At 75.9% G+C, this 15,138-nt stretch carries 13 protein-coding genes; 6 read left to right on the top strand and 7 right to left on the bottom strand.

From position 1 onward, the window contains the following. The first annotated feature begins 48 nt into the window (after positions 1-48). On the top strand, positions 49-1,173 hold the full coding sequence (gene gcvT / locus C569_RS0108565) for a glycine cleavage system aminomethyltransferase GcvT (protein WP_018785381.1): 1,125 nt from the start codon (positions 49-51) through the stop codon (positions 1,171-1,173). A gap of 7 nt (positions 1,174-1,180) precedes the next feature. Here gcvT and C569_RS0108560 read toward each other — a convergent pair whose 3' ends face one another. The 4 genes from C569_RS0108560 to C569_RS0108545 form a co-directional block, all read right to left on the bottom strand. Next, on the bottom strand, positions 1,181-2,470 hold the full coding sequence (locus C569_RS0108560; RefSeq protein ID WP_018785380.1) for a DUF2314 domain-containing protein: 1,290 nt from the start codon (positions 2,468-2,470) through the stop codon (positions 1,181-1,183). A gap of 63 nt (positions 2,471-2,533) precedes the next feature. Further along, on the bottom strand, positions 2,534-3,307 hold the full coding sequence (gene cobS, locus C569_RS0108555) for an adenosylcobinamide-GDP ribazoletransferase (protein ID WP_026267871.1): 774 nt from the start codon (positions 3,305-3,307) through the stop codon (positions 2,534-2,536). After that, complete coding sequence (locus C569_RS0108550) at positions 3,297-5,249, bottom strand: bifunctional adenosylcobinamide kinase/adenosylcobinamide-phosphate guanylyltransferase (protein WP_018785378.1); 1,953 nt, start codon at positions 5,247-5,249, stop codon at positions 3,297-3,299. Before C569_RS0108550 ends, cobS begins: the two co-directional genes overlap by 11 nt. 48 nt (positions 5,250-5,297) lie before the next feature. Then, positions 5,298-5,507 (bottom strand): hypothetical protein, encoded by a 210-nt coding sequence (locus tag C569_RS0108545; RefSeq protein ID WP_018785377.1) that lies wholly within the window; start codon positions 5,505-5,507, stop codon positions 5,298-5,300. Positions 5,508-5,678: 171 nt separating this feature from the next. On the opposite strand from C569_RS0108545, the gene C569_RS0108540 reads away from it, so the two are divergent. Further along, on the top strand, positions 5,679-5,879 hold the full coding sequence (locus tag C569_RS0108540; protein ID WP_018785376.1) for a hypothetical protein: 201 nt from the start codon (positions 5,679-5,681) through the stop codon (positions 5,877-5,879). Further along, positions 5,876-6,673 carry a site-2 protease family protein gene (locus tag C569_RS0108535; RefSeq protein WP_018785375.1) on the top strand — a complete coding sequence of 266 codons (798 nt, stop codon included), beginning with the start codon at positions 5,876-5,878 and terminating at the stop codon, positions 6,671-6,673. Before C569_RS0108540 ends, C569_RS0108535 begins: the two co-directional genes overlap by 4 nt. Positions 6,674-6,722: 49 nt before the next feature. Here the strand turns inward: C569_RS0108535 and C569_RS0108530 are convergent, their stop codons facing one another. Beyond that, entirely contained in the window at positions 6,723-7,721 is a 999-nt protein-coding gene (locus C569_RS0108530) for an aldo/keto reductase family protein (protein WP_026267870.1), read from the bottom strand. Between the two features lie 44 nt (positions 7,722-7,765). After that, a complete protein-coding gene (locus tag C569_RS0108525; protein WP_018785373.1) occupies positions 7,766-8,425 on the bottom strand; it encodes a TetR/AcrR family transcriptional regulator in 660 nt (219 codons plus the stop codon). Positions 8,426-8,505: 80 nt separating this feature from the next. Here C569_RS0108525 and C569_RS0108520 point away from each other — a divergent pair, with 80 nt between their 5' ends. Further along, positions 8,506-9,012, top strand: a complete 507-nt coding sequence (locus C569_RS0108520) for a cupin domain-containing protein (protein ID WP_018785372.1) — start codon at positions 8,506-8,508, stop codon at positions 9,010-9,012. Between the two features lie 43 nt (positions 9,013-9,055). Here the strand turns inward: C569_RS0108520 and C569_RS0108515 are convergent, their stop codons facing one another. After that, on the bottom strand, positions 9,056-11,125 hold the full coding sequence (locus C569_RS0108515) for a WG repeat-containing protein (RefSeq protein ID WP_018785371.1): 2,070 nt from the start codon (positions 11,123-11,125) through the stop codon (positions 9,056-9,058). A gap of 634 nt (positions 11,126-11,759) precedes the next feature. On the opposite strand from C569_RS0108515, the gene C569_RS0108510 reads away from it, so the two are divergent. Together C569_RS0108510 and C569_RS0108495 are read left to right on the top strand one after the other, a co-directional pair. Beyond that, positions 11,760-11,996 (top strand): hypothetical protein, encoded by a 237-nt coding sequence (locus tag C569_RS0108510; protein WP_155945510.1) that lies wholly within the window; start codon positions 11,760-11,762, stop codon positions 11,994-11,996. A 2,288-nt stretch (positions 11,997-14,284) separates the two neighbouring features. Next, positions 14,285-15,136: an ABC-2 family transporter protein gene (locus C569_RS0108495; RefSeq protein WP_018785367.1), complete on the top strand. Its 852-nt coding sequence runs from the start codon at positions 14,285-14,287 to the stop codon at positions 15,134-15,136. Positions 15,137-15,138 lie beyond the last annotated feature (2 nt).

Raw genomic sequence — 15,138 nt, 5'->3', positions numbered from 1 at the left:
ATCCCGCCGATGCTAACCACACCGGCCCGGGCCGGTAAGTTGCCACCCATGACCGAGGTGACCTCCGACGCCGCCGAGACCCGGCTGCGCCGTTCCCCGCTGCACGAGCGGCACACCGCGCTCGGCGCGAAGTTCGCCCCCTTCGGCGGCTGGCAGATGCCGCTCGAGTACGCCGGTGGTGGCGTGCTGAAGGAGCACACGGCCGTCCGCGAGGGCGTCGGCGTGTTCGACGTCTCGCACCTGGGCAAGATCCGGGTCGCCGGGCCGGGCGCGGCGGACTTCGTCAACGCCTGCCTCACCAACGACCTCGGCCGGATCGCGCCCGGCCAGGCCCAGTACACGCTCTGCTGCGACGACGCCACCGGCGGCGTGGTGGACGACATCATCGCCTACCTGCACGCCGGGGACCACGTCTTCCTGGTGCCCAACGCGGCCAACACCGCCGAGGTCGCCCGCCGGCTGCGCGCCGCGGCGCCCGAGGGCGTCACAGTCACCGACGAGCACGAGGCGTACGCGGTGCTTGCCGTCCAGGGGCCGCGCTCGGCGGAGCTGCTGGGCGTGCTCGGCCTGCCCACCGCCCACGACTACATGAGCTTCTCCACCGCCACGCTCGACGGGGTGGAGCTGACCGTGTGCCGCACCGGCTACACCGGCGAGCTGGGCTACGAGCTGGTCGTCCCGGCCGAGCACGCGGTCGCCGTCTGGGACGCGATCTTCGCCGCGGCAGACGACGTACGGGCCTGCGGCCTGGCCGCCCGGGACACGCTGCGCACCGAGATGGGCTACCCGCTGCACGGGCAGGATCTGTCCCTGGAGATCACTCCGGTGCAGGGCCGTTCCGGCTGGGCGGTGGGCTGGGACAAGGCGGCGTTCTGGGGCCGGGACGCGCTGCTCGCCGAGAAGGCCGCCGGTCCGGCCCGGACGCTGCGCGGCCTCACCGCCGTGGACCGGGCCATCCCGCGCCCCGGCATGGCCGTGTACGCGGGCGACCGGCAGGTCGGCACCGTCACCAGCGGCACGTTCAGCCCGACGCTCAAGCACGGCGTCGCGCTGGCGCTCGTCGACACCGACCCGAAGCGGGCCGACGGCGACGAGCTGGAGGTGGACATCCGGGGCCGCCGTGCCCGGATGCGCCTGACCAGGCCGCCGTTCGTCGAGCCCTCGGTGCGCTGAGCGCGGGTCAGTCCTCGCCGCGCTCACCGGCGTCGAGGACTGCCTGTGTCCAGCCACCCTCCAGCACGCCGGTGCCGTCCAGCACGGCCCAGTCGACGACGTCCGACGCCTCCACCACCACCGGGGAGCCGATCCGCACGCTCGGGTCGGTGTTGGCGTCGCTGGCGCTCGCGCCGACGATCCGTTCCGGGGTGTCCCACGAGGTCACCCCGGCCCAGACGTACTCGGGGCCGTCGTCGCCGGGCAGGCCGTACTTGACCACGAGCTGGCTCTCCTCGGGCAGCCGCCCGGCCAGGAAGCGGGCCCGGATGTCGCCGAGCGCGGCGCGGGCGGTCTCCACCGCGCGGCTCATCGCGTCCCCGGTGCGGGTGTAGCGCACGTCCGGCTGGATGCCGTTGAACAGCGTCGCGCAGGCGGCGGCGAAGTAGCGGCCGGGCGGTCCCGGATGCCCGGGCGGCGGGTTGAGGCTCAGGAACGAGTCGGCGTCGGGGTCGGTGGCCGGGTCCAGCTCCAGCCGCAGCAGCACCGGCGCGGTCGCGCCGTGCTGCTCCGGATTGCCGTACGCCACGGCGATGTCGTGCCCGGTCACCGTGGCCAGCACCGGAAGCTGCACGAAGGCGGGCACCTCGTCGCCGGCGAGCCCGTCGGTCCAGTCCCGCAGCAGCCGCCGGGCCGCACCGGTCATCACCGCGCCCCACGCCCGGGTCAAATGGTCCGGTACGCCCTGCGCCTGCAACTCCAGCAGCCCGAACCGGCGCAGCCCCTTCGTGGTGAACCAGAGCCCGTCGGAGTCCGAGGAGTAGGGCACCAGCACCCAGTCGACGAGCCGGATCCGGCCCTGGTCGTCGGGCAGCGAGCGCAGCGCCGCCGCCGGGTCGAGGAACTGGAGCCCGAAGACGTCCACCACGTCCCCGCCGACCGTCTCGGCGACCGCCGCGGCCACCGCGCGGGCGGCCCACTCGTGCGCCGGCGGCCAGCCCGGCCGGTACTCGGCCTGCACCACCACCAGGTGGGTGGCGGCGGCCAGCCGGGCCAGCTGCTCCTCGGTGGCGCCGAACGCGGTGAGCAGGTCCGGCGGCAGTTCGGGGAACTCGTCGACGGTACGGGTGTCCACCGTCATCAGCGGGCTGTCGAGCATCTGCCGGGCCAGCCCGTGGACCGGTTCGGCGAGCCGGCCGGCCAGGCCGTCCACGGCGGTCTTCGGGCTCACCTTGGGCAGCCCGGTGATCGGCACCAGGTAGGTCGCGTCGAGCGACTCGGGCACCGGTACCGGCAGGAAGTCGTCCGTGATGAGCATGCCGTCCCCCTCGACCGCGCCGGTGCAATCGCCCCGAACGCTACCCGCCCGGACCGGTGGCGTTCAGCCGGTCAGCACCAGTCCCAGGTAGGACAGCGTGGTGACGATCTCCACGAGCGCCCCGAGCACGTCGCCGGTGATGCCGCCGAGGCGGCGTACCAGGTGCCGGAGGAGCCCGGCCGCGACGGCGAGCGCGCCGAGCACGGCGAGCGGCCCCTGCCACGGCCGGTCCGGCACCGCGGGCACGGCCGCCAGCGCGACGGCGACCGCGCCGAGCGTCAGGGCGGCCCACCCCACAGTGCCGGCGACGAGCGCGCCCAGGCCCTCCGGCCGGGCCGCCGGCACGCCACGCCGGCAGGCCAGGCCGACGGCGAGCCGCCCGGCCGCGGTGGCCGCGACCACCGCCGCGACCGCGGCGAGCGCGTCCCGGCCGGCCAGCTCCGCGAGCACCGCGCTCTGGAGCAGGAGTACGACCACGAGCGCGACCACCCCGAACGGGCCGACGTCCGGCTGCTTCATGATCTCCAGCGCGGCCGGGCCGCGCCGGTACGAGCCGAGCGCGTCGACGGTGTCGGCCAGCCCGTCCAGGTGCAGGCCCCGGGTGAGCAGCGCACCCAGCCCGACTGTCACCACGGCGGCGACGAGCGGTGGCGCGAGCGCGCCGGTGAGCAGCAGCACCCCGCCGAGTACGGCGCCGAGCAGCGCGCCGACCAGCGGAGCGAGCGCCATCGCGGTCCCGGCGGCGGCCCGGTCGACCCGGCCGGCGCGTACCGGGAGGGTGGTGAACGTGGTGAGCGCCAGCCGGATGCCGTCGGCGAGCCGCGCGTCAGTCGGCACGTCGGCCGGGGGAGACCGGCTCGTCGGCACCGACCGTGGTCGGCCCCGGACCGGCCGGCTCCGGCTCGGCGAAGTCCGGTTCGTCGCCGTCGTCGTCGGGGCCGCCCAGCGACGGGTGCGCCGGCAGCGTGGCGGCGAGCGTCAGCGCGGAGCGCAGCAGCGGCAGCGCGGCCAGCGCGGTCGCCCCCTCGCCCAGGTCCAGCCGCAGGTCCACCAGCGGGGTCAGGCCGAGCACGTCGGCGGCGAGCCGCACGCCCGGACGGCCGCCGTGGTCGGGCAGCAGGCACCAGTGCCGGGCCTGCCCGGCCAGGTCGCGGCTGACCATGGCGGCGGCGGTGCCGACCGGGCCGTCCAGCAGCACCGGCACCTTGCGGGCGGTGGCGCCCAGCAGCACACCGGTGGCCAGTGCGATGTCGCCGCCGCCCAGCTCGGCCAGCACGTCCTTGGCCTCCCGGGCGGAGCGCCGGGTGCGGTGCAGCGCGTCCCGTACCGTCGCGCAGCGGGCCATCCACGCGGTGTCGTCGATCTCGCCCTGCTCGGTGATCACCCGGCCGAGTACGGTCGGCGCTTCCGCCCCCGCGGTGGCCGCGAGCACCGCCGCGGCGGCGGCCTCGGCACCCGCGCCGCAGGCGGCGAGCACCAGCAGCTGCACCCCGGCGTCGGCGGCCTGCTCGGCGAGCCGCCAGCCGTAGCGCAGGGCCGCCTCGACCTCGTCGGCGGGCAGGGCCGGGCCGTCCTCCATCGGCGCCGACACGGGCGCCTCGACGATCTGCAGGCCGGCCCGGTTCTCGGCGGCGAGCCGGGCCAGCGCGCCCCGGCCGGCGCGGGCCTGCCGGGCGCGGCGGGCCGACGCTCCGGGCGTCGCGCCGGCCGACGCGCCGCCCTCGTGGTCGCCCCGGATCAGCAGGACGCGTACGGAGTCCCACGGACGCGGCGTCGAGGTGCCCTGGGTGGCGGCGGCGAAGCCGACCACCTGCTCCAGCACGCCGAGACCGGCGCCGGAAATGTCGAGGGTGGCGAGCCGGTCGACCGCCTGCGGCCCGGTGTAGTCGTCGGGCATCGGCAGTTCCATGCCCGGCTGGATGACCAGGCCGGTGGCGATCATCGGCAGCGCCATGGTCGGTGCGGCCCAGTCGCCCGTACCCGGCGCGTCGGGGGCGGCCGGGGCGGGCGCCGGGGCGGCGGCCGGGGTGAGCACCTCGGGCAGTGTCAGGTCTGCGGCGCCGAGACCGGCCGGCGTGACCTGGTCAGGTGCGGCCTGGCTCGGCGCGGCCGTGGTCAAGGGTGCCGCGGCTCGGGGCGCTGCGGTCTGCGGTGCCGCGGCGTGGCTCGGCGCGGCCTCGGGCGGCGCGGCGGCGGGCGGCACGGCGTGCGCGGGGGCCGGGGTGGCCGGGGTGGCCGGCTTGAGCCACGCGGTCTGACCGGCCACCACGAGCGCGACCGCGTCGCAGGCGTCGGCGACCGCCCGGTTGGTCGCGCCGAGCGCGTCGGTGAACGCCCGGCCCAGCGGCGTGGTGGGCACCAGGGACAGGCCCACCTCGGGGCTGACCAGCACCAGCCGGGCCGTGCTGGACCGCACCGCCGCGGCCAGCTCGGCGATCGTGGCGGTGTCGTCGGCCGGCTGGTGGACCGGGTCGAGCAGCACCGTCACCCAGCCGCCCAGGTCGTCCACGAGCAGTGTGTCGTTGGGCCCGGCGGCGGCGATGACCTCGACCAGCCGGCCCGGGTTCGCGGCCGTCTCCTCGGTGTTCCAGCTACCCGGCCGCCGGGCGCGGTGCGCCGCGAGGCGGGCCGCCCACTCGGTGTCCTCCGGATCGCCGGCCGGGGCGGTGGCCACGTACCGGACCGTGGGCGCGTCGGCGACCAGCGACTCGGCGAACTCGGACTTGCCGGAGCGGATACCGCCGAGCACCAGGAGGGTGTGCCACCCGTCAACGGACATGCCCCGTACCTTAGATGCCGCCGCCCGGGCCTGGCAGTGAGAGGTGGGTCATCGCGGTCGGCGCTCGGGGGCCTCGAAGCGATAGTCGTTGGGATTCACGTCAACCGGCTTCGGATCCTCCTGCCAGGCTCCCTCGCCGGGGCGGGCGAGGAGCGCGTCGAGCAGCTCCTCCCGGTCCATCTCGTGGGCCGCCTCGATGCCGCCGCGTACCGCCATCGCCCGTATCTCCTCGGTGTCCATCTCCCGCAACGGCCGCATGGTGTCCTCCCTCGCTGACGACGTCCGGCGTGGATACCCCGCTGGTGACGGCCGAACCTTGCGGGCACCCGCGCGTCGGCCCGCGCCGGTCGAGGGGTGAAGCGTCGTGGGCGGGCGACTACGCTTGCGGAGGTTCGTCCCGGACGGGACGGCGGCGAGGGGAGACGCGGCATGGCGTGGAGCTGGCGGTACGAGGGCGCGAACGGCGACGCGGTCGACGGACCCGCCGAGTCGTTCACGAGCCAGGCGGACGCCGAGTCGTGGATCGGCCAGACCTGGCGGGAGCTCGCGGCATCCGGCGTCACCTCCGTCGCGCTGGTCGAGGACGACCGGGTGGACTACCGGATGAGCCTGGAACCCCCGGCCGAATGACCGGCTACGACCGCCCCGGTGAGCCGCTGGTCCTCGGCGTGCCCCGGGCGGCGTTCCGGCCGAGCCCGATCTTCCTGGCCCTGGTGGCGCTCTTCGTCGCCTCCGGGGTGATGACCTGGAACCGGTACGGCAACGTCGGCTTCGACGTGTTCCTCTTCGTCGTCTCGGGCTGGCTGGTCTCGCTGTGCCTGCACGAGTACGCGCACGCCGTGGTCGCGTACCGGGCCGGTGACCGGGACATCGCGCACCGGGGCTACCTCACGCTCAACCCGCTGAAATACACCAGCCCGCTGCTGTCGATCGTGCTGCCGGTGGTCGTGGTGCTGCTCGGCGGCATCGGCCTGCCCGGTGGCGCGGTCTGGGTGGACCGGCACGCCATCCCCGGCCGGCTGCGGCACACGCTCGTCAGCCTGGCCGGGCCGGCCACGAACGTGCTGTTCACGCTGCTGCTGGTGGCGGCGGTGGCGTGGGGGCCGGAACTGGGCGGGCCGCTGGAGTTCTGGGCCGGCATCGGGCTGCTCGCGTTCCTCCAGCTCACCGCGAGCGTGCTCAACCTGCTGCCGGTGCCGGGCCTGGACGGCGGCAACATGCTCCAGCCGTGGCTCAGTCCCGCCTACCGGCGGATGTACGACCTGTTCGCCCCGTACGGCTTCATCCTGCTGTTCGCGCTGCTGTGGAGCCCGCAGATCAACCGGGTGTTCTTCGGCGCGGTCTTCGCGGTCGGCGACGCGCTCGGCCTGCCGCGCGAGCTGTACCAGATCGGCTACGCCCTGATCCGCTTCTGGGAGAGCTGACCGGGTCGTTCCCGGGCCGGTGCGAGCCCGGCCCGGGAACGACGCGACGTCACGGGCGCTGAGCCGGGCTCTCGGTCTTCGCCGGGTCCCGCTCGGTGACCGGCTCGACGATCTCGTCGATCGCCTTGAGCAGGTCGGCGTCGAGCCGCACGCCCGCCGCCTTCACGTTGTCGTGCACCTGCTCCGGCCGGGACGCGCCGACGATCGCCGAGGAGACGTTCGGGTTCTGGAGCACCCAGGCCACGGCGAGCTGCGGCATGGTCAGCCCGGCCTGCTCGGCCAGCGGCTTGAGCCGCTGCACGCGGGTGAGCACGTCGTCGGTCATGAACCGGGCGATGAACCCGGCGCCGGACTTCTCGTCGGTGGCGCGGGAGCCGGCGGGCGGCGGCTGGCCGGGCAGGTACTTCCCGGACAGCACACCCTGGGCCATCGGCGACCAGACGATCTGGCCGACACCCAGTTCCTCGCTGGTGGGGATCACCTCGGTCTCGATGACCCGCCACAGCATCGAGTACTGCGGCTGGTTCGAGATCAGCGGGATGCGCAGGTCACGGGCGAGCGCGTGCGCCTCGCGCAGCTGGGACGCCCTCCACTCGGAGACACCGATGTAGTGCGCCTTGCCGGAGCGTACGACGTCGGCGAAAGCCTCCATCGTCTCCTCCAGCGGCGTGCTGTAGTCGTAGCGGTGGGCCTGGTAGAGGTCCACGTGGTCGGTCTGGAGGCGGCGCAGCGAGCCGTCGATCGACTCCATGATGTGCTTGCGGGACAGGCCCCGGTCGTTGCGGCCCGGCCCGGTCGGCCAGTAGACCTTGGTGAAGATCTCCAGCCCTTCGCGGCGCTCGCCCTTGAGCGCCCGGCCGAGCACCGACTCGGCGCGGGTGCCCGCGTACACGTCGGCGGTGTCGAACGTGGTGATGCCGCTGTCGAGGGCGGCGCGGACGCACGCGACCGCCGCGTCCTCCTCGACCTGCGAGCCGTGGGTGATCCAGTTGCCGTACGAGATCTCGCTGACCATCAGGCCGGAGCGGCCAAGGTGACGGAATTCCATGCTCCCGACCCTAGACCCGCCCGGTCCCGGCCGCCGTCCGGCGCTCACGCCCCCAGCAGCGCGTCGCGCATCCGGGCGGCGAGCCACCGCCGGAAACTCTCCTCCGTCCACCCGCACCGCTGCACCAGGGCCGCGTAGTGCGCCGGGTCGTTGTAGAACCACAGTGCGTCGACCGCGCGTCCGGTGCCCGCGTCCGGCCGGAGCGGGCCGTCCAGGCTGAGCAGCCGGTCGACCACCATGTCGGCGCCCGCGCGGCGGTTGCGCAGCAGCGTCTCCCACAGTTCGGCCACCTCGGGCGCCTCGTCCGCGGCGCGGCGCACCGTCTCGAAGACGCCGGCCGCGCGGTGACCGATCAGCGTGCAGACCCCGGCGTACGCGTCGAGCGCCGCGCCCTGGTCGGCCGCCTCCCAGACCGGCTGGAACCAGGGGCGGCGCGCCACCGGCACCGGCTCGTCGTCACCGGCGAGCGCCTCGTCGAGCACCTGGCGCAGCAGGGCGGCCTTGGAGCCGAACACGGCGAACACGGTGGGCCGGGCGACGCCCGCCTCGGCGGCCACGTCGGCCAGCGACGTCGCCGCGTAGCCGCGCGTGACGAACAGGTCGGTCGCCGCCCGCACCACCGCCTGCCGGGTACGCCGGGCGCTCTCCTCGCGCACCGCCGAGCGGTAGGGGCGCGTCGCCTTGCCGTCCTTGACTCCAGCCATGACCTCGCGATACTAACAATGCATTCACTAGACTGCTGGCTATCGAATGTTCTCGCATTCACTGAAATTGGAGGCTGCTCATGTCCGTCCGCCCCTACCTGCTCGGCCCCGAAGACGGCGAGGCGTACTGGTTCCTCGGCAACCTCTGCACGCTGAAGGCCGGCGGCCGGCACACCCGGGACCGCCTCACCGTCGCCGAGTTCGTGAACCCGCCCGGCTTCGCCCCGCCACTGCACCGTCACCAGGTCGAGGACGAGATGTTCTACCTGCTGTCCGGCACCGCCCGGTTCCACTGCGACGGCGAGACGCTCGCCGCCGGCCCCGGTGACTTCGTCCTGCTGCCGGTGGGCCTGCCGCACACCTTCGTGGTCGGCCCGGACGAGCCGTTGCGCGCGCTCCAGATCACCACCCCGGCCGGGTTCGAGCGATTCGCCGCGGAAGCAGGCGTACCCGCGCCGCACCGCCGGCTGCCCGACCCGGAGCCGATCGACCCGGCCGCCCTCGGACACGCCGCCGCCCGCAACGGCATCGAGCTGCTCGGCCCCCCGCCGACGGCGGGAGCGGCCGGCCCGGGCGCCGGTCGCTGACGGACCGGGGCGCCGCCGCTGCGGGTGGCGTGCCGGACGCTGGTCAGAGCACCGGGCTGGCGTCGGCGAGCAGCCGGTCGATCTCCGCGACCACCGCCGTGCGCCCGGGGTGTACCGGGTCGATGAGCGGCTCGCCGCGCCGGTCCAGCGCGCCCCACCGGCCCGACTCGGTGGCGACCAGGAACGCCACCGGGTGCACCACCACCGTCGGGTACGCCGGTGTCACCACCACCCGGCCGGCCCGGTCCACCACGCCCCGGCGGCCGGCCAGCTCGACCACCGCCAGTCCGTCCGCGGTGAACCCGTCGACCTCCCGGCCGTCGACCAGCGACGTGCCGAGACGGTGGTAGCGGGTCGGCACCACCACCTCGCCGGTCAGGTCCACCGCGCCCCAGCCGCCGTTCTGCCGTACCGCCGCCAGGCCGTTGCGGAACGGCCGCGCCTCCTCGTACCCGGGCGGGATCTTCACGATGTTCATCCGGTCGACGGCCATCCACCGGCCCTTGCCGTCCATCGACACCCAGGACAGCCCATCCGAGAAGGGCACCACCGACCGGTAGCCGTTGTTCGCCTCGATCAGCGCCGTGCCGGACGTGTCGATCAGCGCCCACCGGGACGCCTCCGGCCGCCGTACCCAGGCCAGCCCCTCGTGGAACGGCTGCGCCTCCGCGTACCGGTGTGCGATCACCATCTCGCCGTCGGCGTTCGCATACCCCCAGAGCTGCTGCTCCTCGTCGAACGTCGCCACCGGCAGGCGCGGGGTGCCGAGCACCTCCTCGGGCCGGCGCGGCGGCGGACCGAAACCGTCCGCGGCGGCCCGCTCCGCGACCGCGTCCAGCGCCACCTCGACCCGGGCGCCGAGCTGCGGGTCCTCGCCGTGACGCAGGTCCAGCGCCCGCTCGAAGTGCAGGCACGCCTCGGTCAGCCGCCCCTGGTCGTAGCAGCACCGCCCGGCGTGCTCGTGCAGCAACGCGCGCAGCCGGTCCGGCAGCTCCGGCGAGTTCGCCTCGGCGAAGAGCCGGTCCGCCTCCGCGTGGTCCCCCCGCCACCGCAGCGCCTCGGCGAGGCGCGCGCGGGCCAGCGCGGTCCGCCGGAACTCGCCGGTGGCCTCCGCGTACGTGACGGCCAGCCGCGCGTCGGCGAGCGCGTCGTCCAGGTCACCGAGGATCCGGGACGCCACCGACCGCAGGCTGAGCAGCCGGGCCCGGCTCCGGTTGTCGAGCGTGGTGTCCAGTTTGCCGGTGAGCCCGTCCCGGATCATCCGCAACCGGGCCGGGTCGGGGGCCTGCTCGCGCAGCGTACGCGGATCCAGTTCCCAGCCGACCGCGGCGAGGGCCTGCTCCGGTTCCACCGGGGACGGCGGTTCGGCCTCCGCCGCCGGGCCCGCGTCGTCGCCGGTTGCGGCGTCGGGGGTACGCGGTTCCCGCGCCTCGTCGGCGTCGGCCGCGCCGCCGTCGTGGGTCGGCGCCTGCTTCTGTTGCGCGGGCGGGGCGTGTTCGTGGTCGTCGGCGCGCTCTGGCCCGTCGCCGACGGCGTCGCTGTGGCCGGTGTCGGCGAGTGGCTGTTCGGCCGGGCCGGTGCCCGCGGTGCCGGCCGGGGCGCCGCCGTGCTCGGCGGGCGCGCTGCCGGGGGCGGCGATCTCCTCAGCGGTGGGCGAAGGCCGCGCGGGCGCGGCGTCGGCCGCCGTGCCGACCTGCTGAGGAGCGGGCGGGGCGGACCCGGTGCGGTCGGTGGTGGTCTCTGGTGCCGTGTGGTCGGCGGCCGTCTCAGGTGTCGGACGGTCGGTGGTGGTCTCTGGTGCCGTGGGATCGGCGGTGGCCTGCGTTGCCGGGTGGTTGGCGGTGGTTTGCGGTGCCGTCTCGTCGGCGGTGGCCTGCGGTGCCGCGCCGTCCTGACGTCTGTCGGCGGTGCCGGTCGACGCGGCGGCCGGGAGCGGCGGGTCAGCGTCGCCCGGTGGGATGGTGGGGAACGGCGTAGCTGTCGGGGACGGTGCAGAGTCGGGCAGGGGCGCGGCCGGGTCGGCGGTGGACGCTCGTGCCGGACCGGCGCTCGGCCCCGGCGCGGGAGCACCTGCCGCTGTTGCTGCGGCATCGAGTCCCGCCGTCTCCGTCACGCCCGGCGCCTCCGTCACGGCTTCCGGAGCAGCCGCCACCACGGCGGGGCGTTCGATCGAGTCGTGGTCGGACAGAGATCTTGGTACGAAACGGCCCCCAGAGGGGCCGGAATCGCGGAAGATCTCCGGCGGCTCCGGTGCTTCTGCGGGCCGGGCGGGCTGGGCCGGCTGGAACCACGCCTTCGCGCCGGGGGAGGGCGGGCCGGTCTTCCTTCCCGAGCGGCCGTTCTCCGACGGCTCGTCGCTCCGGTGCGGGGACGCTTCGGCTCCGAGACCGTCGGAGGGCGCGTCGGGTTCGGGGCGATCTGTGCCTTGGGTGGGCCGGGTGCGCGCGTCGGCTCCGGGGCGATCCGTGCCCTGCGCGGGCTGGGCGGGCACGTCGGCTTCGGACCGGCCGGCGTCCGTGTCCGGCGTGGACCGGGTGATCGCCCGGGGTGTCGCGTCGACGTCGCGACGGCTGGCATCCGGGCCCGGCACGGGTCGGGTGCCGGTGGCCGGCACGGCTGGAGCCGGGCCCTGCGGCTCTTCCGTCCGTCCCCGCGACGGCGTGGGGCGGGTGGGCTCCCCGCTTCGCTGCGCCCCTCCGGTGCCGATCGGAGTCTGCGTACCGTCGCTGGGCCGGCCGGCGACCGGCGTGGCCGGACCGGAGACAGGCGCGTCGGCGCCCGGCATGCCCGCGGCGGGCGCCCCGGAGACGGGCCTGCTGGATTCCGGTACGCCCGAGACGGGTGCGCTGGTCGCCGGGCTCGCGGAAGCGGGCACGCCGGACCGGGAATCCGCAGGCGTGCCGGCCGTCGGGCCCGCGGGCACGACGGAAGTGGACCCCGCAGGCGTGCCGGCCGTCGGGCCCGCGGGCGCGCGGAACGTCTGACCGGCAGGCACATCGAACGGGGCCGGTGCCGGCATCCGCTGCTGCTCGTCCGCATCGGCAGGCGGCACGGGCCGTAGCGGAGTGTCGCCGGTCGACGGCGAACTGTCGCCGGGGTGCACGGGCGGGCGGGTTGCAGCGGGCGGATCCGGCGCCGCCGGGACGGGACGGGGACGGTCGTCGGCGGGCGGGTGTCCGGCCGACACGGCCGGGGGTGCGGCCCGGCCGTCGGTTCCACGGACCGGACGAGCGTCGGGCCATTGCCCGGGCCGCGCCGTCGTCGGTGCGTCCGGCGGTGTCCGGCGCTCGTCCGGCCGAGTCGTCCCGGGCTCGTTCGGGCGTGCGGCCGTCTGGTCCGGGGACGCCGTCCGGGACCCGTCCGGGCGTGGGGCCGTCTGGTCCGGGGACGCCGGCGGGCGCTCGTCGGGCCGTACCGGCCACTGCTGCGGTCGGGGATCCGGACGGGCGGCGACCCCGTCCGACCGGCGACGGTCCTGCTCCGGCTGCGCGTGACCGGCCTCCGCACGTGACGGGGCGGTGTCCGGGCGTGACGGGGCGGGGGACGGCCGGGAGGCGTGCGGCTGAGTATGACCGGTGCCGCCGGGCTGGGTGCCAGGGCGGGCAGGCCGGGCGTCGCGTGGGTCCGGGCGAGGAGAACCGTCCTGTTCGGGGCGGTGCGCGTCGGGGCGTGGGGCGTCGGCGGGTGGCATCGGGTGCCGGGACGGTACCGGCCGATCCACGGTCGGGCGGTGCCGCTCGTCCGGCCGGTGCGCGTCGGGCTCCGGCCGGGGGTGTGGCTCGACGATCGGCCACTCGCCCTGGTGCGGGCGGGACCGGTCGGCCGGCGGGCGCTGCCAACGCTGGTCGGCGCCCGGCCGTGTCGGGGCGGTGGCTTGCGGGTCAGCCGGACGGTGTCCCTGCGTGACGTGGCGGTCGGGTTGCGCGGGCCGCCCGTTCTCCGGCACCCGGCGCCGGGTGTCCGGATACGCGGCAGCCTCGCGGCCCGGCGCGCGGTCGTCCCACCGGCCACCCGCCGGTTCTCGCCGGTCCGCGGGGGGACGCGGGCCGGGCTCCCGCCAGCCGTCACGGCCGGGTTCACGCCGTTCGTCGCGACCCGGCCCGCTCCAGCCGGGTTCCCGCCGGCCCGGCTCGCTCCAGCCGGCCGCGCTCCGCTCCGGCTGTGGCACCGCATCGTCGCGCCGGTCGAGGCCGGGACCACGCCGACCACGGTCGGGATCGTTCGGTGACGGCTCCGCGAACGGGCGGTGGCGCCCGTCGGGCCGGGGTTCGCGGCGCCCGCCCGGGAAGTGGTCCTGGTGACCGTCGGGCGAGTCCCATCGTTCGCCGGAAGCCGCCGGACGACCGTCGGCCGGGGCGCGCCTGCCGTCCGCCGGGCGATCGGTCCAGCGCGGGGCGGGGTGCGGGGTCTCGTTCGGCTCCGCCATCCAGCCGGGCTGGACGGCCCGGCGCGGGGGTCCGTCGGGGCGTACCCAGCGTTGGTCGAGCCGCTCCGGCGGCGGACCGGGGCGGTGGGGCTCCCGGCCGTCCGCGCCGGGGCCGTCGGAACGTCCGCGCCGCTCGCCCGGTCCCGGCGGGCGCTGTCCGCCGGGACCGGCGGAACCGACCGGGTACGCCCAGCGCGAGGCGGCCGGCCCGTCTGCGTGCCCGCCGCGTGGTCCTGCCGGTCCGTCCGGATGCGCGCCCCGTAGCCCGGCCGGGCTGGTCGGGTATGCGCCGGGCGGGACCGCCGGACTGGTCGGGTAGGCACCGTGTGGACCGGCCGGACTGGTCGGGTACGCGCCGCGTGGACCGGCCGGGCTGACCGGATGACCGCCGGCCGGGCTGACCGGGTGGGCGTCACGTGGACCGGCCGGACTCACCGGCCGCCCGCTCTCGTCCCGCGAGGGCCAGGCACCGGCGGGGCTCACCGGGTGCGCGTCCTCGCCGGGCGCGGGGCTGACCGGGCGTACCTCGGCGCGGCCGACCACGGCGCGCGGGCGCGGCGTCAGGTTCTCGATGCCGATGTCGCCGGGGTAGCGCTGCCCGGGGAACTGCGGCTGCCATTCGTGGGTGGGCTCGGCGGCCCAGGCCGGTTCGGCTGGCTCGCGCCAGCTGCCCCAGCCACTCATCGGCAACCCCTCCCGCCGCTCGCGTGGCACGGCCCCGGGGCCGGCTCGCGTCGCTCGCTCACGGCGGTGTCACCTCATCGGAAAATCTCGCGCTGGGGCGCCGGACATGCCGGTACAGTCGCCCGGTCCAGCACGTCGTGGCTGCGGAAGGAGGGTAACGGCGTGGGCTCGGTCACCGCCACTGTGGCACCGCCCACCGGCGCACACGTTACCCCATGGTTTCGGACATTCGGCGCGATCGCGGCGGCCGGGTTCCGGCGGCACGCGACCTACCGGCAGGCCGCCGTGGCGGGGCTGTGCACAAACACCGTGTTCGGCTTCCTACGCTGCTACGTCTTCCTCGCGGCGACCGGCGCGGCGGGCACCGTGGCCGGGTACGACAGGGCCCAGCTCGCCACGTTCGTCTGGGCCGGGCAGGGGCTGCTGGCGGTCATCGCCATCTGGGGCTGGACCGATCTGGCCGACCGGATCCGCACCGGCGAGGTGGCCGCCGACCTGCTGCGGCCGGTGCACCCGGTGACCAGCTATCTCGCCACCGACCTGGGCCGGGCCGGGTTCGCGTCGCTGGCCCGGCTGGTGCCGCCGCTGGTGGTCGGCCCGTTCTTCTTCGCGGTGTACCTGCCCCGGCACTGGGCCACGGTGCCGCTGTTCCTGCTCTCCGCGCTGCTCGCGGTGGTGGTCTGCTTCGGTTGCCGCTACCTGGTCAACGCCACCGCGTACTGGTTGCAGGACGTCCGGGGCCCGATGATCCTGTGGACGCTCGGCTCGGGCGTGCTGGCCGGGCTCTACTTCCCGCTGGGCTTCCTGCCCGGCCCGCTGGAGGCGGTCCTGCGGTACGCCACGCCGTTCCCCAGCATCCTTCAGGTGCCGCTGGACGTGCTCGTCGAGCGGGAGCCGATGTCCACCGGTCTCACCCTGATCGGTGTGCAGGCCGGCTGGGCGGTGCTGCTGCTGGCCCTGTGCCGGCTGGTCCAGCGCCGCGCCGAGCGCCGCCTGGTGGTCCAGGGTGGCTGAGC

This window comes from Micromonospora sp. CNB394 (genome assembly GCF_000374985.1).
In the GTDB taxonomy this organism is placed as follows: Bacteria; Actinomycetota; Actinomycetes; order Mycobacteriales; family Micromonosporaceae; genus Micromonospora; species Micromonospora marina.
The sequence above is the reverse complement of the archived record's forward strand: the minus strand, read 5'-3'. Positions and strand labels throughout refer to the sequence as shown.

Bases quoted from the DNA above. Each gene is read 5' to 3' on its own strand.
- C569_RS0108550 (WP_018785378.1), bottom strand. From the start codon at position 5,249: ATGTCCGTTGACGGGTGGCACACCCTCCTGGTGCTCGGCGGTATCCGC.
- gcvT (WP_018785381.1), top strand. From the start codon at position 49: ATGACCGAGGTGACCTCCGACGCCGCCGAGACCCGGCTGCGCCGTTCC.
- C569_RS0108535 (WP_018785375.1), top strand. From the start codon at position 5,876: ATGACCGGCTACGACCGCCCCGGTGAGCCGCTGGTCCTCGGCGTGCCC.
- C569_RS0108545 (WP_018785377.1), bottom strand. From the start codon at position 5,507: ATGCGGCCGTTGCGGGAGATGGACACCGAGGAGATACGGGCGATGGCG.
- C569_RS0108530 (WP_026267870.1), bottom strand. From the start codon at position 7,721: ATGGAATTCCGTCACCTTGGCCGCTCCGGCCTGATGGTCAGCGAGATC.
- C569_RS0108540 (WP_018785376.1), top strand. From the start codon at position 5,679: ATGGCGTGGAGCTGGCGGTACGAGGGCGCGAACGGCGACGCGGTCGAC.
- C569_RS0108525 (WP_018785373.1), bottom strand. From the start codon at position 8,425: ATGGCTGGAGTCAAGGACGGCAAGGCGACGCGCCCCTACCGCTCGGCG.
- C569_RS0108560 (WP_018785380.1), bottom strand. From the start codon at position 2,470: ATGCTCATCACGGACGACTTCCTGCCGGTACCGGTGCCCGAGTCGCTC.
- C569_RS0108520 (WP_018785372.1), top strand. From the start codon at position 8,506: ATGTCCGTCCGCCCCTACCTGCTCGGCCCCGAAGACGGCGAGGCGTAC.